The organism is Knoellia sp. S7-12, from assembly GCF_040518285.1.
Taxonomy (GTDB): Bacteria; Actinomycetota; Actinomycetes; order Actinomycetales; family Dermatophilaceae; genus Knoellia.
Map to the genome: position 1 here is coordinate 3,681,456 of NZ_CP155449.1, position 25,172 is coordinate 3,706,627.

Here is a 25,172-nt window from a genome sequence, read left to right on the forward strand (position 1 = left end):
GTGGGTAGGGTGAGGTGGTGCGCATCGCCACCTGGAACGTCAACTCCATCCGCTCACGCATCGACCGTGTCGAGGCGTGGCTGCAACGCACCGACGTCGACGTCCTGGCAATCCAGGAGACGAAGTGCCGCGAGGACCAGTTCCCGCATGATCGCTTCGAAGCCATGGGGTATGCCGTGGCGCACCACGGTCTGAGCCAGTGGAACGGCGTCGCGATCGTGTCCCGTGTGGGTCTCGACGACGTGAGCCACGGCTTCCCGGACCCACCCCACTGGGGTGAGCCAGCCGTTGCGGAGGCGCGCGCGATCGGCGCCACGTGCAACGGCATCCGCCTCTGGTCGCTCTATGTCCCCAACGGGCGCGCCCTCGATGACCCCCACATGCACTACAAGCTGGCCTGGCTCGAGCAACTCCGCGTCCACACCGCCGCCTGGGCCGCTGAGGGCACGCCGTTCGCCCTCATGGGTGACTGGAACATCGCACCGCAGGACGAGGACGTCTGGTCGATGGAGTACTACCTCGACAAGAGCCACGTCAGCCCGCCCGAGCGCGCCGCCTTCCAAGCCGTGCTCGACGCCGGCGTCAGCGACGTCGTCCGTCCCCACACGTCGGAGCCGGGCACCTTCACCTACTGGGACTACCAGCGCCTCGCCTTCCAGAAGCGGCGCGGCATGCGGATCGACTTCATCCTCGCCTCGGACCCGCTCGCCCAGCGGGTGCGCGGCGCAGCGATCGACCGCGAGGAACGCAAGGGCAAGGGCGCGAGTGATCATGCTCCCGTCGTCATCGAGGTGGAGAACGCATGAGTAGCACGACCCTGACCAGACGCACCCTGTCGATCCCGGCCGCGAACGGCGGGAACCTCTCGGCAACCGAGTTCCTCCCGGCAACCACGCCGGACCCGGACGCACCTACCGTCGTGCTGGCCCACGGCTGGACCCTCGCACGCGAGAGCTGGGAGCCGCTCGTGCGAGAACTCCAGTCGCACAGGGCTGTTCGCGTCATCACCTATGACCAGCGCGGGCATGGACGCTCCACCTGGGGTTCGGTCAAGGCCCAGCCGATCAAGGCACTGGCCGACGACCTCGCCACCGTCATCGCGGCAACAGCACCCGCCGGGACACTCGTGCTCGGCGGCCACTCCATGGGTGGCATGACGATCCTGGCGTACGCCGGCGCGCACAGTTCCGATTTCCGTGAGCGTGTCCGTGGGGTGGCCCTCATCTCGACGACGGCCTCGATCGACGGCCGCCCGGAGGTCCGGGGCGAGGCTCTCGCGATGTCGATTGCGGCGCGAGTTCCGTTGCTGCGCACTGGATTCTTCGTCCCCGGTCGGGTCCTGCGCGACCTCAACTTCGGCGAGAGCCCCGACAAGGGCAGCGTCCGCGACACCACGCGTCTCATGGGCAGGACGTCACTCGCGACGACGGGTCGCTACTTCGCCTCGATCCGCGACCACGACGAGACCGAGGCGCTGGCCGAGTTCGCGCAGATCCCCACGCACATCCTCGTCGGGACCGAGGACCGGCTGACCCCGGTCCGGTGGGCACGCAGTCTGCACGACGGCATACCCGGCTCGCAGTTGACGGTCCTGCCCGGCAAGGGACACATGCTCACGCACGAGGCGACCGACGTCGTGGCCGACGCAATCATCGGGCTGGTCGACCAGCGCTGACTCAGCCGAGCGTGAGGGCCTCGCCCGCACCGAATGTGTTGAGCAGGACGTTGACCGCACCGATCGCGCCGTTGGGACCGGTCCAGAACTGCGCCGCCCGCGGGTCAAGGGCGACGACCGAGCCGTCACCGACGACCGTCGCAGCAGCACCGGGTGCAATCCGCACCGCCGTGTCTTCACTGACGCCCCAGGCGATCTGCGTCGGCTCGAGCTGGCCCACGTCATAGAGCTTGCCCCAGCGATAGTCCAGGGTGAGCGACGGGACGAGCGAGCCTGTCACGAGGCCGAGTCCGCGCTGCCACGCACCATCGCCGGTGCGGAAGTTGGCGATGCCCTCGTCCTCGTAGTTCATCGCTGTCGGGTCCGCCTTCGTCGAGAACCAGGTGCCGAGGCCAGCAGTGAGGTGACGGTCGGCAAGGACGACCGGTGCCGTGAGCACCGCCGAACGCACCATGTCGGCGAACGCCACATCGGCGAGCGCCGTCGCAACACTCGCCGGGGTCTCACCGACGAGGACGACGCCGGCCGCCCCGTCCACGGCCACCGGCGACTTCTTGCCCTGCTCGACCACCTCGGTGCCGCCGGTCCAGCCGGCCGCCTTGAGCGCGTCGGTGTAGGCCCTGACCGCCTTCTTGTCCTTGGACGAGGCCGCCAGCACGACGATCCGTGCCTGCGCTCCCCCGGCCACGGCCGCCTTGGCGTCCGTGACGACCTGACTCACGACGGTGGTCGAGTCACCGCCCACGACGTCACCGCCGAGATGGACCGTGCCCGTCGCCCCGGGGACGGTCGGACCGGTCGCTGCGGTCGGGGTCGGGGTGGCCACGGGGGCTCCCGCGCGGGTCACCGTCCGCGTAGCGAGGTTGTATGCCGTGGGTCCACCGTCGTCCGGGGGCAGCAGGTGCGTGACGACGTTGCGGGTCGAGAGCACCTTGTTGGGGCCGACCCAGGCGATCGGGGACGACAGCGACTCGAGGTCGAGGACTGCGGCGGAGGTGGCGCCGAAAGTCTCGGACAGGGTCGTGTCAGCGGTGTTGTGGATGCCGGTGGCGTAGTCGACCCCGACGCCGACCTTGCTCACGCCGCCGAAGCGCGCGTCCGAGGTCGCGAGCGTCGACAGCAACCGTCCGAAGCGCCCGCGCTGATAGAAGTGCTGGTCATAGATCGCCCGGTCAGAGCCGAAGCTCAGGCCCCGCTCGCGGTCGGCGTCGTCGCCCCACCAGATGATCGAGCTCCCCTGTCGCAGGCCGTCCCACGGTCCGAGGTCGCCGACGTAGCCGTTGATCATCGTGCGCGACTCGACTGCCGCTCCGGCGCTCGTGCCGCCCACGGCAGCTCCTCGCTCGAACGCTGCCGCCATCGCCGTCTCGGCCGGCGAGTCCGCGAGGATCGACATCGCCAGGCCCTGGTCGCCTCCGAGGATGAAGAAGCCATCTGTCTGGTCGGTGATCATCGCCGAGTTGGCGGGGTCGTCGGCGTCAGCCCTGGTGAGCAGCGGCGCGAGAACGGTGGTGCACCCGATGAACGGATTGGTGACAACGGCGTCGCAGGCCGCGTCGACCTCGTCGGTGCGCTGCTGCGCGAGGACGAGGTTCTCCTCGCGATCGGCGGGGGCGTCACCGTAGGACGAGGGGACCACGACGATGTCGACGGTCGGACCGGTCGCCCCGTTGGCCGCCGCACGGCCGAAGCCCTGCAACGTCTCGAGCGTGTAGCCACCACCGATGGGCGTCATGGCCGTCGGGTCGGCAGCACGGGCCGCCCCACCCCCGAGTCCGACACCGCACACGGCGACGGTCGAGAGGGCAAGGACACGGGCCGCGCGTGAGCGCGAGGTCGAAGGCATGGACCCAACCTAGGCCGGGCCGCGAAGTTACGCGCGGGTAGCGCGGTCCCCAGCGGAGGGATCGGGAAATCTCCGGTTGAGGGAGAACAACCGACCGAGGACGGGCATGAGGACGATGTTCAAACCGTGGAGGATGCCGATGATGAGCAGGATCCCGCCGATCCGGGACAGCTCGTAGGTGACCTGCCCGGCCGTGACGTTGGTGATCGGCGTGACATCGGCCCAGTCCCGGTCGGGTGCCACCTTCACCGAGAACAGGATGTAGGCGGTGAAGATCAGGTAGTAGACGATGTCGGTGAGGACGATGTAGCTCTTGCCGGTCTGCGGGTTGTCGTGGAAGACGTCCGCCGCATAGGCCCGACCGAACCTCTTGATGAAGGGTCCGAGCCACAGCGCGATGGCAGCGAGGACCAGATTGGTGGCAACTTCGAGAATCCACCAGGGCATGGCGAGGGCTCCGTTCACTCGGGGGGTCAGGGTGAGGACGGCCGTGATGGCCAGGACGAGGGCGAGCAGTCCCACGAGGGACCACCGCAGCATCGAGCGTCGCCGCACGCGATCCGCCTCGATGCTGTCGACGACCCGTTCGAACAGGTCCGAAGACGGCTCAATCGGATAGTCCGTCAAGGCGCGGGCGAGTCGGTATTCGAGGTCGCTCATCGGTTCCTCTCCAGGGTCTGGGCGAGGCTGGCGAGCCCGCGTTGCAAATGGGTCTTGACGGTGTTCGTCGACAGGCCGAGGGTCATGGCGATGTCCGCAATGGACAGATCAAGGTAGTAGCGGAGCGTGACGCAGTCCCGCTGTCGGCGCGGCAAGGTGCGCAGCGCTTCGATGACTTCCTGTCGCTCCGCCCGGGTCGTCGCGTCCTCCTCTGCTGATGGCGAGTCCGGCATGGCCGAGGGCCGGTGCCGCAGCGAGACCAGACCGCGACGGTTGTGATCGCGCGCCAGGTTGATGACGATCGAGCGGAGGTATGCCGCCGCGTTGCCACGTTGTCGGATCCGTCCCGCTGAGCGCGAGAGTCGGATGAACGCCTCCTGCACCAGATCCTCGGCCGCGGTGCGGTCGTCGAGATAGAAGCGGGCCAGTCGGGTGAGCGACGCCGCTTCCACGGCAAACAGCCCGAGGACGTCGGGGCTCGCCCCGATGTCGATCGGCTCGAGGACGGGCTCGGCAACGGTCTCCATCGCTCTGACAGACGTCCCAACAGTGGGTTTCGGGTGACCCCAAAACCCATGTATTTCAGGGGCGTTCGCGCTGTCACCCGACGGCGCTGGAGGTGCGTCTGCATGGGTGTCGGCGCTTCGTCGACCTCGGCGAAAGGACACCCGATGCTCACCTCCTCGCACACCCGAACTGCTGTTGCTGCTACCGCGATCGTCCTCCTGACAGCCGCCCCCGCGCTGGCGCTTGGCGGTCCTCTCATCCGCACGGCCGGACTTCTCAGCGACCTTGCCCCGGCGGCTGCGGGCCCGTTCGACGGCGCCCGTGCCCGGGTCCAGATCGTCGAGTCGGCGCAAGCCAGCCACACCGTCCTCACGGTCAAGGGCATCGGCGCGGCCGCAGAGGGCCAGACCTTCGGCGCCCACCTCCACGACGGCCCCTGCGTCGCTGGAGACGGCGCAGCTGCCATGGGGCACTACAACTCCCACGTGCATGGCGAGATCACCCCGGCCGAGATCAGCGACCGCACCGAGATCTGGCTCGACTTCACGGTCCTGGACGGCGCGGGGACCGGCACGGCCAGCGTTCCGTTCGTCCCAGAGAGTGGCTCCCGGTCAGTCGTCGTCCATGCGATGCCAACCAACGCCCTGACTGGTGGTGCCGGGCCGCGACTGGCCTGCCTCACCGTGTTGTGGCGATGACCGCCTTCCTGCGGCACCTCGGTGCCGGTCTCGCCCTCGGGGCGCTGACCGGCGCCGTCGCTCGAGGTTTCATGCGTCTGCTGACGGCTGACCCGGAGTTCACGTGGACGGGGACGGGCTTCATCGTCGGACTCTTCACGGTCGCCGGACTGTCGCTGGCAGCGGCGTATGACCTCAAGCTGCGGCATCGTTCCCAGTGGTGGAAGCTGCTCGCCCTCCCGTCCGCCCTGCTTGCAACGGGTGCAGGGATGCTGCTGATCCCCGGCATCCTCGGGACGGCGCTGGTCATGTCCGGGCGCAAGTGGCTTCGGGTCATGGGACTTCTCGTCCTGACGGCCTTCCTCGCGGCGTTCCAGCCGTTGCTCGGTCAGTCAGGGGAACCGTTCACGGCACGGACAGCGGCCGGGATCGTGGTCATGCTCGGATGTTGTGCCGCCGTCGCGGCCGGACTTCGAGCAGCTCTCATCGGCTGGTCCCGGGACGACCGGTCAGGGACGCCGGCGGGTGAGGCCGAGAGTGATCGACGATACGGCGCCGACCGCGGCGGCGATCGCGGCTCCACGGAAGACCCACTCGACCTGGACCACCGCGGCGTCGAGCAGGGCCTGACCGTCGGTCTGGTCCGGCAGGGCGGCAACGGCGGCGTAGTACTGGTGCAAACCGATCGCCGTGAGCAGAGCCAGCCCGACAACCATCCCGATCATCCGGGCGACGACGACGAGGGCACTCGCCGTGCCGTGGGCGTCGTCGGGTGAGTCGGCGAGCGCAGCATTGTTGACCGGTGCGAGGGCCAGACCGATGCCCAGGCCAACGAGCGCGAGCACGAGAGTCGACGAGAACTCGGCCAACGACCCACGCCCCCACGTCGACATGACGAGGAGACCCAGGGCGGCGAGCGCCAGCCCGACCCCACTCACCAGGCCGTCGCCGAGCCACCTCAGAGACCAACCACCCAGCAGTGCACCCACCGGCACGGCGATGAGGAAGCGCACGAGGACGAAAGCCGCGACGGTCTCGCTCTCGGTGTGGACGAGGCGGGCCAGCAGAGGCACGTCGACGATGACCGCAACGAGGGCGATGCCGACGCACAGGCTCACGAGCAGGGCCCACCGTGCGCGTCCGACGACGACACCACGCGGCACGAGTGGCTGATCCGCACGGCGGTGGTGGAGCAGATAGAGGCCGGCCAGGAATGCAGCCACCGGCAGGAGCGCGAACCCGAGTGGACCCACGATCTCCTTCTCGGGATTGGCCGCGGCAAAGGTCAGGACGATGCAACCCAGGGCCCCACCGAGCAGCAACGCGCCGAGCAGGTCCGCCCGACGCAGGATCGGCCACGCGCCCCGGACCCACAACGCGACCGCAGCAGCGACGAGCACCAGGGCAACCACACCGATGGGTGTCGCCAAGCGTGATGTTGACGAGCCGAACGGAACGAAGGGCACGCCCAAGGTCACTCCGGTCACCAGAGACTCAGGAGCCGCCAGCGCCAACCAGCCGACGACACCGGCCACGAGCGAGACGGCCACGGGCAACGCTCGGGGGCGGGACGGCATACCCCCACCGACGACGACCACCACCCCGGCAAGCACGAGACCGAGCACGGCGTTGAGCCAGAAGATCGCGCGCCAGTCCGCGACCGCGAGCACCGCCGCACCGAGCACCGGTCCCACGACGGAGCCGAGCTCCTGCACGGCGCCCACCACACCGAGCGGGGTCCCGCGGCGGTCGCGATCCCACAGCTGCGCGACGATCGCCAGGGTCGCCGGCACGAGGCCACCACCACCGATGCCCTGGATGACACGGCCGGCAACCAACACCGGCAGCTCGACCGCGAGCGCGGTGATGGCCGAGCCGACGATGAAGATCGCGAGACAGCCGAGCAGGACCCGTTGTCTCTCAGTGAGGTCCGCGAGTCGCCCGATGAGCGGCAGCACCGCGATGTAGCCCAGGAGGAAGCCCGAGACGATTGGCGTCGCACGCTGCAGGGCGTCGATGCCGATGCCCACGCCGGACATCATGTCGGTGAGGGCGAGCACGACCACATAGGTGTCGGCGGCGGCGAGAGCCACCGCGACGGACGCCGTCGCGAGGAGCGCCCTAGGGGCGAGTGATCTCAACCGCGGCCCCATAGTTCTTGAGTCGCAATGTGTAGGTGGACGTCGAGCCCGCAAAGAACGGCCCGGTCACCTCGGCAAGCTGGAGTTTGTCGCCCTCGGCGATGCCGTAGGTGACCGTGAACTCGCCTGCGCCGTCACCGAGGTTGAACAGGGACTTGATCCGTGAGCCCGGGAGCGTGCCCTTGTATTGCTGGAGGACCGTCGCACCGTCGCGGATCTTGTCGCCGGCCGTCGGGTTGCCGGTCTCGACGAGCAGCTGGGAGATGCCCTCGGCCGGGTCGAAGAAGTTCGACGGGTTCGGTGCGCCGAGGTCCGCGAGATCGGCCGGGTTGTAGGTCGGGGTGAAGAACTTCATGTATGCGGCGTCGCCGATCGTGATGACCTCGGCCGAGCCGCCCACGCCCTTGATCGTCGCGGTGACGGTGCCCTTGAACTTCGGCTCGGTCGCGCTGATCGCACCCGTCCCGAGGGCTCCGGTGACGCCGTTCTTGGTCTGGGGCACGTCCTTGCTCGAGAGCGTGAGGCCGACGAACTTGGCCTCGTCGAACACCTTCTTGGCGGCCGCGAGCTCCGCTTTGGGGTCGGCCTCGGCGGCCGGCTCGCCCCCACCGGAGCATCCCCCGAGGAGCACGAGGGAGGCGGCGGCCACACCGGCCAGCAGAGCACGTCGTCGCATGTCAGCCAGCCTACTGGCCGCTCGACTGCGCTCACCCCGTGGTCGACCCAGCGCGGCGACGCAGCCCGGTCGAGTGAGAGTTCCCTCATGTGGGCGCGCCTCGATTGACTTGGACATGGCCCCGGGACAGGCTCCGGACATGTGGAAAGTCACTGGTGACACCCTGGGCGTGAGAACGGTCGGCTCACGGCGAGTCGGTCGAGGTCTGCTTCTCGTCACGCTCGCCGTGATGTGCGTCTTCATTGCGGTGTTCACGCTTGGCCGGGTGGTCTCCATCCCCGATGCCAAGGCATTGATGGACATCGGCGCCGAGGCCAACATCCCGACCTGGTGGAACACGATGCTGCTGGCCCTCGTCGCGGCGCTCGCCGCGATCGCGTGGCGTGCCGAGAGTGATCGCGGACCGCGCACGGCGTGGGCGGCAGTCACGGCCGCCGGGACCTACCTCAGCATCGACGAGGCCGCCGTGCTTCACGAGAAGCTCGGCGTCCCCATGCGCGAGGCCGGCCTCGACGTGGTGACCTACGCCTGGGTGCTGCCCGGTGCCGCGTTTGCGATCCTCGCAACGCTGGTCCTGGTTCGGCTCGGCCGTCGTCTGCCCCGACCCACCGGGGGTCGTCTGGGCCTGGCGCTCGTCGTGTACGGCGGCGCCGCCGTCGGCATCGAGGGCGTCAACGGTGTGATGAGCCGCAACGGACACGGGCTCGACTTCACCGTCGGCATCATCCTCGAGGAGGGCCTCGAGATGGGCGCCTGCATCATCGCGGTCTGCGCGATCCTCGACCACCTGCTCAGCGGTGACCACGGCCCCTCCCTTGAGAGGCTGGGCCGACCGAAGGCTGCCTAGTCAGAGCAAGGTGAGTCCATCACCATCTCGGTCCACGGTCACCTTGTGTCCGTCACGCACCTCACCGGCGAGCAGAGCCCGCGCGAGGCGGTCACCGATCTCCTTCTGGACGAGTCGCCGCAGCGGACGAGCCCCGTATGCCGGGTCGTAGCCGGCATCCGCGAGCCACTCACGTGCCGCCTCGGTCACCTCGAGGTCGATCCGCCGGTCGCTGAGCCGCGCGGCCAGCGAGCGCACTTGGAGTTCGACGATGTGAGCGAGCTCGCCCCGGCTCAGCGGGTCGAAGATGACGACCTCGTCGAGACGGTTGAGGAACTCGGGCTTGAACGCCGTACGCACGGCGGTTAGGACGGCGTGGCGCTTGGCATCGGGCTCCATCGTGGGGTCGATGAGGAACTGGCTGCCGAGGTTGCTCGTCATGACGAGAATGACGTTGCGGAAGTCGACCGTGCGGCCCTGACCGTCGGTGAGGCGGCCGTCGTCCAGCACCTGCAACAGGATGTCGAAGGTCTCGGGGTGGGCCTTCTCGACCTCGTCGAGGAGCACGACCGAGTAGGGGCGACGACGCACGGCCTCGGTGAGCTGCCCACCCTCCTCGTGACCGACGTAGCCGGGAGGCGCGCCGATGAGGCGCGCGACGGCGTGACGCTCGGAGTACTCGCTCATGTCGATGCGGACCATCGCCCGCTCGTCGTCGAAGAGGAAGTCCGCGAGCGCCTTGGCGAGCTCGGTCTTGCCGACACCCGTCGGCCCGAGGAAGAGGAAGCTCCCCGTCGGCCGGTCGGGGTCGGCGATGCCGGCCCGGCTGCGTCGAACTGCATCGGCGACGGACTCGACCGCGGCACTCTGTCCGATGAGGCGCGACCCGATGATCGACTCCATCGACAGTAGCTTCTCGGTCTCGCCCTGGAGCAGGCGCCCTGCGGGAATGCCGGTCCAGGCCGAGATGACCTCGGCGATGTCGTCGGCACCGACCCGCTCCTTGACCATGAGGTCGGCCTGGGCCGCCCCGTCCGCGGCCTCGCGGTCCGCCGCAGCGAGCTCCTTCTCGAGCTCGGGGATCTCACCGAACTCGATCCGGCTGGCGGTCTCGAAGTCGTACTCGCGACGGGCCTTCTCGAGGCGGGTGCGGGCCTCGTCGACCTTGGCCTTGAGGTCTCCGACCCGGTTGAGCCCGGACTTCTCGGCGTCCCAGCGGGCATTGAGCGCTGCGAGCTCCTCGGACTTGTCGGCCAGGTCGGAGCGGAGCCGGGCCAGACGCTCGACGCTCGCGTCGTCGGTCTCGCGCGCGAGGTGCAGCTCCTCCATCTTGAGGCGGTCGACGGCGCGGCGGAGCTCGTCGATCTCAACTGGACTCGAGTCGATCTCCATGCGCAGGCGCGACGCCGCCTCATCCACGAGGTCGATCGCCTTGTCGGGCAGCTGGCGCCCGCTGATGTAGCGGTCGGACAGGGAGGCGGCAGCAACGAGCGCGGCGTCCTCGATCTCGACCTTGTGGTGTGCCTCGTAGCGCTCCTTGAGCCCACGCAGGATCGCGATGGTGTCCTCGACCGTGGGCTCGCCCACATAGACCTGCTGGAAGCGACGTTCGAGCGCTGGGTCCTTCTCGACGTGCTCACGGAACTCGTCGAGGGTCGTCGCCCCGACGAGTCGCAGCTCGCCGCGAGCGAGCATCGGCTTGAGCATGTTGCTCGCGTCCATCGCTCCTTCACCGGTCGCGCCGGCACCGACGACGGTGTGCAGCTCGTCGATGAAGGTGACGATCTGACCGTTGCTTGCCTTGATCTCCTCGAGGACGGCCTTGAGCCGCTCCTCGAACTCGCCGCGGTACTTCGCGCCGGCGACCATCGCCCCGAGGTCGAGGCTGATGAGGCGCTTGTCGCGCAGCGACTCGGGGACGTCTCCGTCGACGATGCGCTGCGCCAGCCCCTCGACGACGGCGGTCTTGCCGACGCCCGGGTCACCGATGAGAACGGGATTGTTCTTCGTCCGACGCGAGAGCACCTGGACGACGCGACGGATCTCGGAGTCCCGGCCGATCACCGGGTCGAGCTTGCCGTCGCGGGCCTCGGCCGTGAGATCCGTGCCGTACTTCTCGAGGGACTCGCTGCCGCTCTCCTGCGCATCGGACGTGACCTTGCGACCGGCGCGCAGCTCGTCGATGCGAGCCTCGACCGCCTTGGCGGCGCCGGACCCGTTCACTGCGGGCATCGCACCCTTCTCGACGAGGGCGAGGACGAGCAGGTCGGTCGCGAGGTGCGTGTCCCCCTTGGCGGACATGAGCGTGCTCGCCTGCTGCAGCACACCCAGCGCCGGCTGTCCGAGCGACGGTGTGGCCGCGCTGGGACCGGAGCTCACCGGCATACGGGACAGCGCGGAGCGCGCCGCGGAGACGACGGCCTCAGCAGTGGTGCCCGCAGCCTCGAGGAGCGCAGAAGTCGACGTGTCCGACTGCTCGGCGAGCACCAGCGCGAGGTGCTCAGGGGCGATCTCGGGATTCCCGGCGCTCTGCGCGGCCCGCTGGGCGAGCGCGAGCGCTTCGGCAACCTTGGTCGTCGGGGTGAGGTCCATCGGTGCGGTCTCCTGAAGGGTGCGTTGCGATCACGGACTCATCGTGTTAACAAGCACAGAGTTGAGTTGATTCCACTCAACTTCCCTCCATCAGCAGATCGTGTTGAGGTCCTCGACTTTGTCGGTCGGCTCGCTGGGGCTCGGGCTGCCCTGCGACGGGGATGGGCTCGGCACCGGCGTGGCCGTGCTCGGCGCCGACGACGCCGGTTGGGGAGCGATCGCCGACTTCACGAGTTCGCGGATCTTGTCGTAGTCAGGGTCGGCCACGTTGACGACCTTGTTGGTGATCGGGAGGCTGCGAATCGACCCCTTCTCCTGCAGTGTGCCGACGAGCTCGGCCCACGCCGGCAGCTCCGCCTGCGGGATGTCGATGCTGACGTTGTCCTTGACGACACTGGCGAGGTCCGGATAGTTGCGGAGCAGCTCGACGGGGTTGGCCTGGCTGAGGATCGCGCCGGTGACACAGCGCTGGCGGCGCATCCGGCTGAAGTCGTCGCTGCCGGCCCGCGATCGGGCATACCAGAGAGCGAGGTTGCCGTTGAGGTGCTGCTCCCCCGTCTCGATCCACTTCTCCACACCCCGTGCAAAGACGATCCGGCCATTCACGAGCTTGCAGTCGACGCAGACCCGCTCCTTGACGTTGATGTCCACACCACCCATCGCGTCCACCAGCGCCCGGAAACCCTGCAGGTTGACCACGAGCGTGCGGTCGATCTCAAGGCCGAGGATCTCGCCGATGACGTCACGCGTCGTCGTCAGGCCCGGGTTGGCGTCACCGGGGAAGAGGTCGGGGCGATCGGTTGCCAACGTCCACACCCCGTTGAGCAGGCACTCGTCACCACAGTTGTAGCCGTTCGGATAGAGCTTGGAGAGCGGGTTCGACGACGGGATGGGCGCGAACTCAAGGTTCCGAGGCAGGCCGAAGAGGACGGCGTCGCCGGAGCTGGTGTCGATGCTCGCCACCATCATCGAGTCGGTGCGCACGCCGACCCGGTCATCGCCGGCGTCAGAGCCGAGGAGCAGGATGTTGACGCGCGGCTTGTCTGCCCACGCGTTGGCCTCCGCCTCGGGTTCGACGCCGCTGTTCGTGAGCACGGAGATGACGTCGCGCTGGATCGTCAGATAGCGGACGGCCGTCGCCGCGGGGACGAGGACGAGGAGGCAGCACACCGCAGCGAAAGCCCCGCGCCAACCGGCTCCCGGGCCACGCGGCGAGGTCTCGCGGGCTGTGAGCAGGATTCCTGCGCACCAGAGCAACGCGCCAACAATGGTCGCGACGACCAGACCCACGAGGACGCGCGGCCGCACGGCAAAGTCGAGAGCCGCCGTGACGAAACCCTTGCGCCAGGCATAGAAGACGAAGAGGGCGCCGACGAGCAACGCACCCAGCAACAGCACGAGGCCGACGGAACGACGCCGGGTCGCAATGAGCCCGGCTCCCGGGAGCAGGGTGCTCAGGGCGGTGAGGCCGAAGAACCGGCGGTCCCCCTCACGGCCGTCATAGGCGTCGTCATGCTCATCGCCGTGGGCGTCGTCGAGCTCGTCGTGTGAGGGCACGCTGCCATCATGCCGTTCTGGCGCCGAAGTTCACTGAGCCTGCGCAGAACTCGCCGTCAGATCGTTGCCAACGTCGAACCACGGGAGGGTCGTGGCCGGCCGGACCGGCACCGACCACTTGGGGGCGACCAGTTCGCGGCGGGAGGCGCCGGTGGCCCAACGAGCGATGTGTGGCGCAGCATGGACCCGCCACCACTCGACCTCGTCAGCGACGACCCGGGCAACCCGCGACGGCGGAGACGGATCCAAATCGGGTGCCCGCACCGCGTCGACACCGAGGAGGTGCGCGACCTGCGCCGCCAGACGCTGGTGACCCAGTGGTGAGGGGTGGACCCGGTCGCCGGCCCACAGCCGCCGATCCATCCAGGCGCCACGCTCCGAGACGTCCGCGACGAGCGCACCGTGATCCCGGGCGACCTCACGCAGGCTCGCGTTGATCGCCCTGACCCGAGCGCGCAACGGGCCAAGAACGGGTGAGCCGCTGACCTCGAATCCGGTGAAGACGATGACCGTCGTTGCTGCCGCGAGCTGGGCCAGGGCGTGGTCGAGGGGCTGCAGCACATTGTCGAGCTTGAGCCGGGGACGCAGGATGTCGTTGCCCCCAGCCCAGATGGTGACGATGTCGGGCTTCATCGCCAAGGCGACCGGGAGCTGCTCGGCAGCCACGTCGCGGGCGGTCTTGCCACGCAGGGCGAGGTTCGCGTACTCGGTGGAGGGGTCGTGGGCGGCGAGCATGGCGGCGACGAGATCGGCCCAGCCACGCAGCCCATTGGGCCACGCGGGGTGCGGGTCACCGACCCCTTCGGTGAGTGAGTCGCCGAGGGCGACGAACCTTGCCACGAGCGCACCGTATGCCGTGTGCCAGCCTCTGCCATGACGTCCCGTCGACGGGCACGGGACATCTCGGAGAACAACAGCCGACGCAACTCCGATCACGTTGTTGTGCGACCGATTCCGTGAAAGGCATGTGTCATGCAACCCGGCCGGTTCGTCGCACTAGGAGACTCCTTCACCGAGGGTGTCGGGGATCCGAACCTGCACTACCCCAACGGCTTCCGCGGTTGGGCCGATCGGATGGCCCGTCAGCTGGGACGGGCCGACCCCCGCTGGGAGTACGCGAACTTCGCCATCCGCAGCAAGGTCCTCGACCAGATCGTCGAGGAGCAGTTCGACGATGCGCTCGCCCTGGACCCGACGCACATCTCGTTCTATGCCGGCGGCAACGACATCCTCTCGCTCCGGTCGGACCTTGATGCGTTGATGGGCCGCTACGACGACGCCTTGACCCGGCTCAGCGCGGGCGGGGCGCATGTCCTCGTCTTCACGGCCTTCGACATGCGCACGACCGCACTCCTCGAGCCCCTGCGACGCCGAGTGCTCACGTTCAACGACACCGTGCGCGACCTTGCCGCCACGCATGGCGCAACGTTGCTCGATCACACCCTGATGCGGGAGTACGACGACCGGCGGCTCTGGGCACCCGACAAGATCCACATGAATCGATTGGGACACAAGCGGATGGCGGCGTTCGTCCTGCGCGAACTCGGCGTCCCGCACACGCTCAAGGTGCGTGAACTCGACGAGTGGGAGCCGCGTGGATGGCGTCGAGCGGTGCGCGACGAGGGCCGCTTCCTGCGCACCGAGGTGGCGCCCCTGGTGCGGCGACGACTGACCGGGCGATCCGAGGGCGACCTGGCCCTGCCCAAGTGGCCAGAACTCATCCGTCCTGCCCACGGCATGAAGCGCCTTGCTCGCGAACACGCCCTCGCGAGAACGGAAGCCGAGGCACTCAGCCGAGCCGGCGGCATACCCCGTCGTTGAGGTCAGGACGCCAGGATCAGCGGGCTGGGTAGGCCTTCGGGAGACGCATCCCACGCTCGGTGAGGACGGCGCGCAGGCGGTCGGGGTAGTCGGTGATGATGCCGTCGACACCCATGTCGATGAGCGCCTCCATTGTCGCGGGGTCATCGCACGTCCACGGGATGACCTTGAGCCCGCGCGCGTGGGCATCGGCGACCATCTGCTCGCTCGGATAGAAGCGGAAGCCGGGGTCGCTAACCTTGCCGCTCTGCGGGAACCCGTAGTTCGGGGACAGGGCCGTGACACCGTCGATGGACGCAGCAGCCGCCACGAAGTCACCGCCGAAGTCGTCCGCGTCGATCCCACCCAGCCACGGCGACGCACCCGGCTTGCCCACCTGGAGGAAGTCGAAGTTCGTCAGCGCCACGAGCGGGCGCGTCGGTGCGAGGCGGTGCATCGCCATGAGCGAGCCCCAGTCGAACGACTGCACGGTCACCTGCTTGGCGAGTCCGCTGGCCTCGATCTCCTCGTGGACGCGGCGGACGAAGAGCTCGCGCGGAGCTGTCTGCTCGGGCGCACCGGCCTCGACCTTTGTCTCGATGTTGAGGGTGACCTGACGAGCGCGGTGCGCCTTGACGACGTCGAAGACCTCCCTCAGCTCGACGATGCGGGCGCCGTCGACCTGCTCCTGCTGGGGGTGACCTGGCAGCTGCTGGAAGCCACAGTTCAACGTCTGGACCTGGGCGAGAGTGAGGTCCTTGACGTAGTCGCGGACGTAGGGAAACTCGGGGTCACCCGCGAAGGCCGGCCGTGTGTCGGCGCACTTCTGGGCGCTCACCTGGCGGTCATGGGTGACGACGACCTTCTCGTCCTGCGTGATCTGGGTGTCGAGCTCGAGGGTGGTGACGCCGAGCTCGAGCGCCTTCGCAAAGCCCTGTGGCGTGCTCTCGGTCGTGAGGCCGAGCCCGCCGCGGTGTGCCTGCACGTCGAAGTGCGTCTTCTGCGGGAGCACCGTGTTGCCGGTCGGGTGCGGCGGTGAGGCGAGCGCGGGTCCGGCCACGAGGGCGAGTGGCAGACAGGCAGCGGCGACGGTCGCGAGAGTGCGCAGTGAGGTCACGGCCTCGACGCTAGGCCGCACGGGTCGACCAGCGCGCGGCGAACAGATGACGTGGGAGCGAACTCTGTGCCCTTCAGTGCTTGAGCCAAGCGACAGCTTCGTCGATGACTTGCTCCGGAGTGCGACGGATGTCGAGGAAGACACCGCTCTCGTCGGCATCGAGGGCCTCGAGAGTGTCGAGCTGCGACTGGAGCAGCTCTGGAGGCATGAAGTGACCCTTGCGTCCGCCCATGCGCTCACGGATCACTTCCGCGGGTCCGTCGAGGTGGATGAAGTCGAGCGAGTCGAGCCCGCTCCGCAGGACATCCCGATAGGTCCGCTTGAGTGCCGAGCAGGTGATGACCGTCGAGGTTCCCTCCGCCGACTTCTGCTGCATCCAGGCACCGAGCGCTCCGAGCCAGGGCCAGCGATCCTCGTCAGTCAGCGCCGTGCCAGCCTCCATCTTGGTGATGTTGGCCTTGGGGTGGAACTCGTCGGCCTCGGCGAACGCCCACCCCGTCTGCTCGGTGACGCCCTCGGCGATCGTCGTCTTGCCCGACCCTGACACCCCCATGACGATGACGTGTCGCGTGGCCGGGGCCGATGTGCCGGGATTAGGGCTCACAGAACTGCGCTCACGAGCGCCGCGAACGAGAACCCCACGACGCCGATGAGGGTTTCCATCACGGTCCACGTCTTGAGCGTCGTCTTCTCATCCATGCCCAAGAACTTACCCACCAGCCAGAAGCCGGAGTCGTTCACGTGAGAGAGCACCGTCGCACCCGAGGCGATGGCGATGACGAGGCAGGCCAGGTCGACCGATGACAGCCCCGACGTGGCGGCGACGGTCGGCGCCATGAGGCCGGCCGTGGTGGTGAGGGCCACGGTGGCCGATCCCTGCGCGACGCGCAGTGCCGTGGACACGGCGAACGCCGCCACGATCAGCGGGAGGCCGGTTGATTCGAGACTGCCGGCGAGCGCCTCGCCGATGCCGCTGGCTCGCAGCACCCCACCGAACATCCCTCCTGCGCCGGTGACGAGGATGATCGCGCAGACCGGGCCCAGGGCACTGTCAACGATCTTCTCGAGGGTCGCGGCCGAGCGCCCCTCTCGCAGCAGGACCATGGCCACCAGGACGGTGATGAGCAGAGCGACCGGAGTCTGACCAACCATGCGCAGGGCGCTGACCCATGTCGCCTCGCCATCGACGACCCCAGCGGTCGAGAGGGTGTTGAGTCCGGTGTTGAGGAAGATGAGGACGAGGGGAAGCAGCAGGATCGAGAGCACCGTGCCAAAGGTGGGAAGTCGGTGGTCCTCTTCCTGCTCCCCCGCGATGTCGTCGGGCACCGGGATCACGAAGCGCTTCCCCGTCGAGATACCGAAGAGATATGACGCGATGTACCAGGTCGGGATGCCGATGAGGAGGCCGATGATCACGGTGAGGCCGATGTCGGCTCCGAGGAGCTCGCTCGCGGCAACGGGGCCGGGGTGCGGCGGGACGAAGGCGTGCATGACGGCGAACGCACCAGCAGCCGGCAGCGCATAGGTCAGGACCGATCCGCCGAACCGGCGCGCGACGCTGAAGATGATCGGCAGCATCACGACAAGGCCGGCGTCGAAGAAGATCGGGAAGCCGAAGAGCAGCGAGGCCACGCCGAGGGCAAGTGGTGCTCGTTGCTCACCGAAGCGGCGGATGAGGGTGTCGGCGAGGACCTGGGCGCCGCCACTCACCTCGAGCAGCCGCCCGATCATGGCGCCGAGCCCGACGAGCAGAGCCACGTTGGCCAGCGTCGAACCGAAGCCGTCCAGGAGGGTCGGGATGACCTCGGCGAAGGGGATCCGCGTCGCGAGCGCCGTCAGGAAGCTGACGAGCACGAGGGCCACGAAGGCGTGCAGCTTGAACTTCATGATCAGGGTGAGCAGCACCAGCACCGCGATGGCGGCGATGGCAAGCAGGGGTCCGGTTCCGTAGGCCGGTTCGATCTCCGCAGCAGTAAGCACGGCGATCCTCCTCGTCATTGAGTGGATGTGGTGCTCAGGAAAGCGACCATCGCCGTAGCCTGCCCAAAGATATGCTTTTTGGCAAGAACCTTGTGATTAAAGATGGTCATTGACGCGCGGATCGTCGGCGGACAGACTGAGCCGGTGACTCAGTCCCCTCCGGCCCCGACACCGGCGATCCGCCCGTCCAGCCTGCACGGCCAGGTGCTGGCTCGGATCGGCGCCGATCTCGTCGACGGGAAGCTCACCCAGGGCACGGTCGTCACCATGGACTCCCTCGAATCGCAGTACGGCGCCTCCCGCAGCGCCATCCGCGAGGTCGTGCGTGTCCTCGAGTCCATCGGCGTCGCCGTCAGCCGCCGTCGCGTCGGGGTGCGCTTCCTCCCCCAGTCCCAGTGGGAGGCGCTCTCTCCCGTCGTGGTCGCCTGGCGTCTCGATGGTGGGCAGCGCGCCGACCAGCTCCGCGAACTCAGCGAGCTCCGACGCGGCATCGAACCCGTCGCCGCATCACTGGCCGCCCAACGCGCCACCCCGGAGCAGGTTGACGCCATGACCGCGGCAGTTGTCGGCATGTCCGTCACCGGCCCGCGCGGGGACCTCGAGCGATATCTCGAGCACGACGTCGCCTTCCACACGACGCTCCTCGAGGCCAGTGGCAACGCCGCCCTCGCCAGCTTTGCCCCCCTCGTGCACGAGGCCTTGCGAGGCCGCACTGCGCACCATCTCATGCCCACAGTCCCCGAGCCCGACGCCATCCGTTGGCACGTGGAGGTGGCCCAGGCCGTTGCGGCCGGTGAAGCCGTGCGGGCTGAGGCGACGATGCGCCAGATCGTCCATGAGGCCCAGGAGTCCATGTCCGCGGTGCTGGATGAGGAACCGGCAACGCAAGGGTGACCAGACGGCATACCCGGCAGGAAACGTCTCGGCCCCGCCACCGGGAGGGGTGACGGGGCCGAGGACCTGTGGGACCGGGGAACCGGTCTCAGCTCACTGCGTGAGCTTGGACAGGGTCGGGTCGTTGGCGTAGGCCTCCTTGGCGTTCGCCTTGGTGACGATCTGCGGCGCGAGAAGGTTGGCCGGGACAACCTTGACCGTGTTGTTGTAGGACTTCTCGTCGTTGACCGTGGGCTTCTCGCCCTTCTGGAGGGCCTGCACCATCTTGATCGTCTCGGCGACGAGGGCGCGGGTGTCCTTGTTGATCGTGGAGTACTGCTCGCCAGCCATGATCGACTTGATCGACTCGACCTCGGAGTCCTGACCCGTGATGACCGGAACGGGCTTGCCTGCAGCCTTGACCGACGTGATGACCGCACGGGCCAAGGTGTCGTTCGGGGAGAGGACGCCATCGAGCGTTGCGGACGAATAGGACGCGGACAGAAGGGTGTCGGCGCGCTTCTGCGCGTTCTCGGCCTTCCAGCCCTGGGTGACGGCCTGGGTGAACTGGGTCTGCCCGGACACGACCTTGAGGGTGCCGTCGTCGATCTTGGGCTGGAGGACGCTCATCGCGCCATCGAAGAAGACCTTGGCATTGGCGTCATCGGGCGAACCGGCGAAGAGCTCGATGTTGTAGGGACCGGCCGGCTTCTTGGCGGCCATGCCCTCGAGGAGTGCATTGCCCTGCAGCACACCGACCTTGAAGTTGTCGTAGGCGACGTAGTAGTCGACAGCGGCGGTGTTCAACAGGAGACGGTCGTAGGCAATGACCGTCGCTCCCGAGTCCTTCGCGGCCTTGACCTGGGTGCCGAGCTGGGCACCGTCGATCGCGCCGACGACGATGACCTTGGCGCCCTTGGTGACCATGGACTGGATCTGGTTCTGCTGCTCACCTACACCACCGTTGGCGAACTGCACGTCGGCCTTGAAGCCAGCCTTGGCGAGGTCGTCCTTGAAGAGGTTCTCGGCGAGGACCCAGTTCTCGGAGGTCTTCTGCGGGAGGGAGACGCCGATCATGGAGTCGGCGGCGAAGCCACCGGTCGCGCCACTGGCGCCACCACTGGCTGTGTCGGTGGAGGTGTCCTCGTCGGCCCGGCCACAGCCGGTCAGCGCGAGCGCGGCCACGGCGGTGACCGCCATCAGCTTGGTGAGGGAACGCATGTCGTCTCTTTCTTTCGTATGCCGTGACGAACCCGGGGCGGAAACGTCACCTGTTCGGTTGTGATGAGGCGCTTTCAGTTGTGCTGCTGCTGTCCCGGGTGGGGTGTCAGGACTCTTGCTTCACCGTGTCGGAGGTCTCCTGGGTGGCTCGACCGCCGAAGTTCTTCATCATCAGACCGACGAGGGATCGTCGACCCTGCGACTTGTTGTAGACGTCAAAGGCGACGGCCACGAGCAGGACGAGACCCTTGATGATCTGGGTCATGTCCGCGCCGACCCCCAGGAGCTGGAGCCCGTTGTTGAGCACGGCCATGACGAGGCCACCGATGACGGCTCCGACGACCGTGCCGACACCGCCGGTGACCGCGGCGCCACCGATGAAGACGGCCGCGATTGCGTCGAGCTCCCAGCCGACGCCGTCGAACGGGCCGGACGCGTTGGAGCGGGCGACGAACATCATCCCCGCGAGGGAGGCGAGGATCGCCATGTTCATCATGACGAGGAAGTTGACCCGCTTGGAGCGCACACCGGACAGCTCGGCGGCGTGCCGGTTGCCACCGACCGCGTAGACGTGGCGACCGATGATCGTGCGGGTCGAGATGAAGCCGTAGAGCAGGACGAGGCCACCGAGGATGAGCGCCGAGATCGGCAGCGACGTACCCCGGCGACCCGACGCCATGAGGAAGGCGACCGCGAGGATCGCGATGCAGATGAGGGCCAGCCTGATCCAGGTCACGCGAGAGTCCTCGATCACCGCACCGATCTTCTTCTGGTTGCGTCGGTTGCGCACGACCCCGAAGACGATCGCCGCGCAGACGAGCACACCGATGATGATCGTCGGGTTGTTGTAGCCCGTGGCCGGGCCCAGTTCCGGGAGGTAGCCGGCGCCGATCCTCTGAAAGTCCTCGCCGACGGGGACGGTGTTTGACTTGCCGACGTACTGGTTGGCGCCGCGGAAGATGAGCATGCCGGCCAGGGTGACGATGAAGGCGGGGATGCCGACGATCGCGACCCAGAAGCCCTGCCATGCACCGACGACGGCACCGATGCCGAGGCCGAGCAGGATGCCGAGCCACCAGGGGATGCCCCAATCGCGCATGGCGATGGCAACGACGATGCCGGCGAAGGCCGCGATCGACCCGACCGAGAGATCGATGTGGCCGGCGATGATGACGAGGACCATCCCGATCGCCATCACGAGGATGTAGCTGTTGCCCTGGAAGATGTTGATGACGTTGCCGGGGTCGAGCGTCAACCCGTCCGTGAGGAACTGGAAGAGCACGATGAGGAAGACGAGGGCAAAGATCATCCCGAACTGGCGGGTGTCTCCACCGAAGATCTCCTTGAGCTTGTTCATGCTGCGTCCTTCGGGGTGGATTCAGAGGTGGACTTCACAGGGCCGGTCCTGGTCATGAGACGCATGAGCGACTCCTGGTCCGCGTGCTTCTTGTCGAGGACGCCGGTGATCCGGCCCTCACTGATCGTGTAGATGCGGTCGCTCAGGCCAAGCAGCTCGGGCAGCTCGGAACTGACGACGATGACGCCCTTGCCCTCGCTGGCAAGCCGCTGGATGATCCCGTAGATCTCGAACTTCGCGCCGACGTCGATGCCGCGGGTGGGCTCGTCGAGGATGAGCAGGTCGGGGTCGGTGAAGAGCCACTTGGAGAGGACGACCTTCTGCTGGTTGCCACCCGAGAGCTTGGCCACGCCATAGTCGACCGACGGCGCCTTGGTGCGAAGCGCCTTGCGGTAGTCGTCGGCAGCCGTGTGCTCGGCCCTGCGGTCGATGACGAGGTTGTGGGCGATCTTCTTGAGTTTGGCCGAGACCGTCGTCGACTTGATGTCGTCGAGGAGGTTCAGGCCCAGTGATTTGCGGTCCTCGGTGACGTAGCCGATGCCAGCATCGATCGCGGCGGGCACGTTGCGCAGGTCGACCCGCTTGCCGTTGAGCGTCATCTCGCCGCTCATCCAGTTGCCGTAGGAGTGACCGAAGATCGAACGCATCAGCTCCGTGCGCCCCGAACCCATGAGTCCGGCGAAGCCGACGATCTCACCGCGCCGCACGAAGAACTCGGACTGCTTGGCCACGAGCCGGTCCGGCACCTGCGGATGGGACACGGTCCAGTTCCTGACCTCGAACATCACCTCACCGATCTCGGGGGTGTGGTCGGGGAAGCGCGACTCGAGCGAGCGGCCGACCATCCCGCGGATGATGCGGTCCTCGTCGACGGCACCCTCACGCACGTCAAGGGTCTCGACGGTCTCGCCGTCGCGGATGATCGTGATGGCGTCGGCGATCGCCTCGATCTCGTTGAGCTTGTGGCTGATCATGATCGACGTGATGCCCTTGCCCTGCAGGCCGCGGATGAGGTCGAGCAGGTGTCGTGAGTCCTCCTCGTTGAGCGCCGCGGTCGGCTCGTCGAGGATGAGCAGCTGCACGTCCTTGGCCAGGGCCTTCGCGATCTCGACGAGCTGCTGCTTGCCGACGCCGATGTTCTTGATCGGGGTCTCCGGGTCCTCTTCGAGACCGACGCGGGCGAGGAGGTCTCGCGCTCGGTTGTTGGTCTTGACCCAGTCGATCGCGCCGCGCCTGGTCTCCTCGTTGCCGAGGAAGATGTTCTCGGCGATGGAGAGCTCGGGGATGAGGGCGAGCTCCTGGTGGATGATCACGATGCCGGCGTGCTCGGAGTCGCGGATGTTGTTGAACGTGACGTCGGCCCCGTTGAAGCGGATCGTCCCGTCGTAGGTGCCGTGGGGGTGGACACCGGACAGGACCTTCATCAGGGTCGACTTGCCCGCGCCGTTCTCGCCGCAGATGGCGTGGACGTCACCGCGGCGCACCGTGAGGGTGACGTCGGAGAGGGCCTTGACACCAGGAAAGGTCTTGGTGATGGCCGTCATCTCAAGGATGGGCGCAGAACCGGCCACATCGTCTCCTCATCGAGTCGGTCGCCGAGGACCTCGCTGGCCTCGGTGAGCCGATGTTAGACCCGCAACCTGTCTTGTCGCAGCCCTCCCCGAGAGGACGCTCAGCCTTGTCCACTGGACAACGCTAATCGGACAGTTCCGCGCTCGACGGCGTGCGTTCGCGGGCCGCATCGGATGACAGCGCAGTGCGCCCCCGACAGCCCATCGGTCAGTCAGTTGTCGGTTCCGGGTCGTACCAGCCGTGGTGCTCTTGGGTGAGGGCGGCGAACCGGTCACGAAGTCCGCTCTCCACCGGCCCCGACTCGTCCTCGACCATGTCCTCGCGCACGTGGACGCCCCACTCGTGGTCGTCGGCGTTGTCGTCTCCCGCGTGGGCCACCCGCAGGACCCGGACGTCGGTGAAGCCCTCGTCGGACAGCTCGCTCGCGATCTGTTCGGCGGTGGCGCGTTCGGCGAAGAGGAGCAGGTGCTGGGTCACGGCGCCAGTATGCCGCGCGCTCGGGGCCTACTCGGCATTTCAGGGGCGCCAGAGGACGAGAGCCTGCGATGCGGAGCCACCCCCGGGCCGGCGGCGCGGCCGCTCCCCCAGCCGGCTGGCGAGGATCTCGCCACCCGGTCCGACGGAGAACACCCGCGAGCCCCCGGCTGCGGCGATGCGGAGCAGGTCGACTTCTCGGGTCACCTCAGCGACGCGGGCTCGGAGGGCGTTGACCTGGTTCTCGAGCTCGAGGATGCGGGCGATGCCCGGGAGGCTGATGCCCTCCTCCTGGGAGAGGCGTTGCACCTCGCGGAGCAGCTCGACGTCGCGCGCCGAGTAGCGCCGGCCGCCACCTCGCGTGCGTGACGGCGTGACGAGACCGATTCGGTCGTACTGACGCAGGGTCTGGGCGTGCATGCCAGCGAGCTCGGCCGCGACCGAGATGACGAAGACAGCAGCCTCGTCATCCGGTCGCGGCATCCGTTGGCGCGGCGCCATGGTCAGGCCCGAGCCCGGTCAGCGAGCTCAGCCCGCGGGTCCACGCCATCCGCTTCGGCCTGCAGGACCTCGACGGCCTCACGAGCCCTGTCGGACAACGCATTCGGGACGATGACCTGGACCTTGGCCAGCAGGTCGCCGGTCGAGGTCTTGCCCGCGACGCCGCGGCCCTTGACGCGCAGGACGCGACCGGACGGTGTGCCCGGAGCGATGCGCACCTTGACGTTGCTGCCGTCGAGGGTCGGCACGGCGATGGTGGCGCCGAGCGCAGCCTCGGCGAAGGACACCGGGAGGTCGAGTGTGAGGTTGTCGCCGTCACGTCCGAAGACCGGGTGCTTCTCCACCGACACGGCAAGCATGAGGTCACCCGCGGCGGCACCCGGCTCGCCGGGCTGGCCCTTGCCGCGGAGCCGGATCTTCTGACCGTCCCTGACACCAGCAGGGATGCGCGCGTTGATGGTGCGCCCCTCGGCAGTGCGCAGCGTCACGGTCGAGCCCTCGACCGCATCGCGGAACGGGAGTGTCGTGGAGGCCTGCACGTCGGCCCCCTTGCGCGGACCGCGGGGGGCGCCGTATCCGGCATACCCCGCCTGTCCGCGCCCAGCGGAAGCACCGGCAGCGCCACCGAACATCTGCGCCAGCAGGTCGTTGACGTCGGGATCACCGCCACCGCCGGGATAGCCGCCATAGGACGACCCACCGCCGGTGTCGAAGCGCACGCGGGACCCGCCGCCGCCACCGAAGGCGCTGAAGACGTCGTCGAAACCGCCGTTGCCACCCGCACCGCCAGCCGTGAAGCGTGCGCCGCCGTGGGCCATCTGGCGAACGGCGTCATACTCCTCGCGCTGCTTGGTGTCGGACAGCACCGCGTTGGCTTCGCCGATGTCCTTGAACTTCCGCTCGGCAGCCGCATCACCCGGGTTCTTGTCAGGGTGATGCTTGCGGGCGAGCTTGCGGTAGGCCTTCTTGATCGCGGTGGAGTCGGCATCCTTGGGGACGCCGAGGATCGCGTAGAAGTCCTTCTCGAACCAATCCTGACTCGCCATCAGCGCCTCCTCTCAGACATCGTATGCCGTTGCGAGACAACGGTGCTCGTGTTGAACCACACCGTCCGCTCACA

At 68.0% G+C, this 25,172-nt stretch carries 23 protein-coding genes; 6 read left to right on the forward strand and 17 right to left on the reverse strand.

Annotation, left to right across the window (positions count from 1 at the left end; translation table 11 throughout):
- Positions 1 to 17 precede the first annotated feature (17 nt).
- Both V6K52_RS17795 and V6K52_RS17800 read left to right on the forward strand, forming a co-directional pair.
- On the forward strand, positions 18 to 806 hold the full coding sequence (locus V6K52_RS17795) for an exodeoxyribonuclease III (RefSeq protein WP_353951451.1): 789 nt from the start codon (positions 18 to 20) through the stop codon (positions 804 to 806).
- Positions 803 to 1,675, forward strand: coding sequence for an alpha/beta hydrolase (locus V6K52_RS17800; protein WP_353951452.1), 873 nt, complete (start codon positions 803 to 805; stop codon positions 1,673 to 1,675). The genes V6K52_RS17795 and V6K52_RS17800 overlap by 4 nt, the downstream gene beginning before the upstream one ends.
- A gap of 1 nt (position 1,676) precedes the next feature.
- On the opposite strand, the gene V6K52_RS17805 is transcribed toward V6K52_RS17800, so the two are convergent.
- The 3 genes from V6K52_RS17805 to V6K52_RS17815 are packed head-to-tail and all read right to left on the reverse strand — an operon-like array spanning position 1,677 to position 4,708.
- Entirely contained in the window at positions 1,677 to 3,521 is a 1,845-nt protein-coding gene (locus V6K52_RS17805; protein ID WP_353951453.1) for a hypothetical protein, read from the reverse strand.
- A 27-nt stretch (positions 3,522 to 3,548) separates the two neighbouring features.
- On the reverse strand, positions 3,549 to 4,181 hold the full coding sequence (locus tag V6K52_RS17810) for a hypothetical protein (protein ID WP_353951454.1): 633 nt from the start codon (positions 4,179 to 4,181) through the stop codon (positions 3,549 to 3,551).
- On the reverse strand, positions 4,178 to 4,708 hold the full coding sequence (locus V6K52_RS17815) for a sigma-70 family RNA polymerase sigma factor (protein WP_353951455.1): 531 nt from the start codon (positions 4,706 to 4,708) through the stop codon (positions 4,178 to 4,180). Before V6K52_RS17815 ends, V6K52_RS17810 begins: the two co-directional genes overlap by 4 nt.
- A 144-nt stretch (positions 4,709 to 4,852) precedes the next feature.
- Here V6K52_RS17815 and V6K52_RS17820 point away from each other — a divergent pair, with 144 nt between their 5' ends.
- Positions 4,853 to 5,386 carry a hypothetical protein gene (locus V6K52_RS17820; protein WP_353951456.1) on the forward strand — a complete coding sequence of 178 codons (534 nt, stop codon included), beginning with the start codon at positions 4,853 to 4,855 and terminating at the stop codon, positions 5,384 to 5,386.
- 488 nt (positions 5,387 to 5,874) lie between these two features.
- Here V6K52_RS17820 and V6K52_RS17825 read toward each other — a convergent pair whose 3' ends face one another.
- Together V6K52_RS17825 and V6K52_RS17830 are read right to left on the reverse strand one after the other, a co-directional pair.
- Positions 5,875 to 7,518 carry an MFS transporter gene (locus tag V6K52_RS17825; RefSeq protein ID WP_353951457.1) on the reverse strand — a complete coding sequence of 548 codons (1,644 nt, stop codon included), beginning with the start codon at positions 7,516 to 7,518 and terminating at the stop codon, positions 5,875 to 5,877.
- Positions 7,487 to 8,182, reverse strand: a complete 696-nt coding sequence (locus tag V6K52_RS17830) for an LppX_LprAFG lipoprotein (RefSeq protein ID WP_353951458.1) — start codon at positions 8,180 to 8,182, stop codon at positions 7,487 to 7,489. Before V6K52_RS17830 ends, V6K52_RS17825 begins: the two co-directional genes overlap by 32 nt.
- 139 nt (positions 8,183 to 8,321) lie before the next feature.
- On the opposite strand from V6K52_RS17830, the gene V6K52_RS17835 reads away from it, so the two are divergent.
- Positions 8,322 to 9,029, forward strand: coding sequence for a hypothetical protein (locus V6K52_RS17835; RefSeq protein WP_353951459.1), 708 nt, complete (start codon positions 8,322 to 8,324; stop codon positions 9,027 to 9,029).
- On the opposite strand, the gene clpB is transcribed toward V6K52_RS17835, so the two are convergent.
- The 3 genes from clpB to V6K52_RS17850 form a co-directional block, all read right to left on the reverse strand.
- Positions 9,030 to 11,600 (reverse strand): ATP-dependent chaperone ClpB, encoded by a 2,571-nt coding sequence (gene clpB, locus V6K52_RS17840; protein ID WP_353951460.1) that lies wholly within the window; start codon positions 11,598 to 11,600, stop codon positions 9,030 to 9,032.
- Between the two features lie 90 nt (positions 11,601 to 11,690).
- Complete coding sequence (locus tag V6K52_RS17845) at positions 11,691 to 13,157, reverse strand: LCP family protein (RefSeq protein ID WP_353951461.1); 1,467 nt, start codon at positions 13,155 to 13,157, stop codon at positions 11,691 to 11,693.
- A gap of 30 nt (positions 13,158 to 13,187) precedes the next feature.
- Complete coding sequence (locus tag V6K52_RS17850) at positions 13,188 to 13,997, reverse strand: SGNH/GDSL hydrolase family protein (protein WP_353951462.1); 810 nt, start codon at positions 13,995 to 13,997, stop codon at positions 13,188 to 13,190.
- A 132-nt stretch (positions 13,998 to 14,129) separates the two neighbouring features.
- Between V6K52_RS17850 and V6K52_RS17855 the strand changes: the two genes are divergently transcribed.
- Entirely contained in the window at positions 14,130 to 14,978 is an 849-nt protein-coding gene (locus V6K52_RS17855) for an SGNH/GDSL hydrolase family protein (protein ID WP_353951463.1), read from the forward strand.
- Positions 14,979 to 14,994: 16 nt separating this feature from the next.
- Here the strand turns inward: V6K52_RS17855 and V6K52_RS17860 are convergent, their stop codons facing one another.
- The 3 genes from V6K52_RS17860 to V6K52_RS17870 all read right to left on the reverse strand — a co-directional run bounded on the left by V6K52_RS17860 (position 14,995) and on the right by V6K52_RS17870 (position 18,072).
- Positions 14,995 to 16,074 carry a glycerophosphodiester phosphodiesterase family protein gene (locus V6K52_RS17860; protein WP_353951464.1) on the reverse strand — a complete coding sequence of 360 codons (1,080 nt, stop codon included), beginning with the start codon at positions 16,072 to 16,074 and terminating at the stop codon, positions 14,995 to 14,997.
- Between the two features lie 73 nt (positions 16,075 to 16,147).
- Positions 16,148 to 16,678: a gluconokinase gene (locus tag V6K52_RS17865; protein ID WP_353951465.1), complete on the reverse strand. Its 531-nt coding sequence runs from the start codon at positions 16,676 to 16,678 to the stop codon at positions 16,148 to 16,150.
- The gene (locus tag V6K52_RS17870) at positions 16,675 to 18,072 is read right to left on the reverse strand and encodes a GntP family permease (RefSeq protein WP_353951466.1); all 1,398 of its coding nucleotides are present in this window, start codon (positions 18,070 to 18,072) and stop codon (positions 16,675 to 16,677) included. The genes V6K52_RS17865 and V6K52_RS17870 overlap by 4 nt, the downstream gene beginning before the upstream one ends.
- A 126-nt stretch (positions 18,073 to 18,198) precedes the next feature.
- Between V6K52_RS17870 and V6K52_RS17875 the strand changes: the two genes are divergently transcribed.
- The gene (locus V6K52_RS17875; protein WP_353951467.1) at positions 18,199 to 18,948 is read left to right on the forward strand and encodes an FCD domain-containing protein; all 750 of its coding nucleotides are present in this window, start codon (positions 18,199 to 18,201) and stop codon (positions 18,946 to 18,948) included.
- A gap of 93 nt (positions 18,949 to 19,041) precedes the next feature.
- Here V6K52_RS17875 and V6K52_RS17880 read toward each other — a convergent pair whose 3' ends face one another.
- From V6K52_RS17880 to V6K52_RS17905, 6 genes are all read right to left on the reverse strand, one after another.
- The gene (locus V6K52_RS17880; protein WP_353951468.1) at positions 19,042 to 20,148 is read right to left on the reverse strand and encodes a sugar-binding protein; all 1,107 of its coding nucleotides are present in this window, start codon (positions 20,146 to 20,148) and stop codon (positions 19,042 to 19,044) included.
- Positions 20,149 to 20,254: 106 nt separating this feature from the next.
- Positions 20,255 to 21,505, reverse strand: a complete 1,251-nt coding sequence (mmsB, locus tag V6K52_RS17885; RefSeq protein WP_353951469.1) for a multiple monosaccharide ABC transporter permease — start codon at positions 21,503 to 21,505, stop codon at positions 20,255 to 20,257.
- Positions 21,502 to 23,049: a multiple monosaccharide ABC transporter ATP-binding protein gene (mmsA, locus tag V6K52_RS17890; RefSeq protein ID WP_353953803.1), complete on the reverse strand. Its 1,548-nt coding sequence runs from the start codon at positions 23,047 to 23,049 to the stop codon at positions 21,502 to 21,504. Before mmsA ends, mmsB begins: the two co-directional genes overlap by 4 nt.
- A 235-nt stretch (positions 23,050 to 23,284) precedes the next feature.
- Positions 23,285 to 23,554, reverse strand: a complete 270-nt coding sequence (locus V6K52_RS17895) for a hypothetical protein (protein WP_353951470.1) — start codon at positions 23,552 to 23,554, stop codon at positions 23,285 to 23,287.
- A gap of 39 nt (positions 23,555 to 23,593) precedes the next feature.
- Positions 23,594 to 24,052 carry a helix-turn-helix transcriptional regulator gene (locus V6K52_RS17900; protein ID WP_353951471.1) on the reverse strand — a complete coding sequence of 153 codons (459 nt, stop codon included), beginning with the start codon at positions 24,050 to 24,052 and terminating at the stop codon, positions 23,594 to 23,596.
- 2 nt (positions 24,053 to 24,054) lie between these two features.
- Entirely contained in the window at positions 24,055 to 25,098 is a 1,044-nt protein-coding gene (locus V6K52_RS17905; protein ID WP_353951472.1) for a DnaJ C-terminal domain-containing protein, read from the reverse strand.
- Positions 25,099 to 25,172 lie beyond the last annotated feature (74 nt).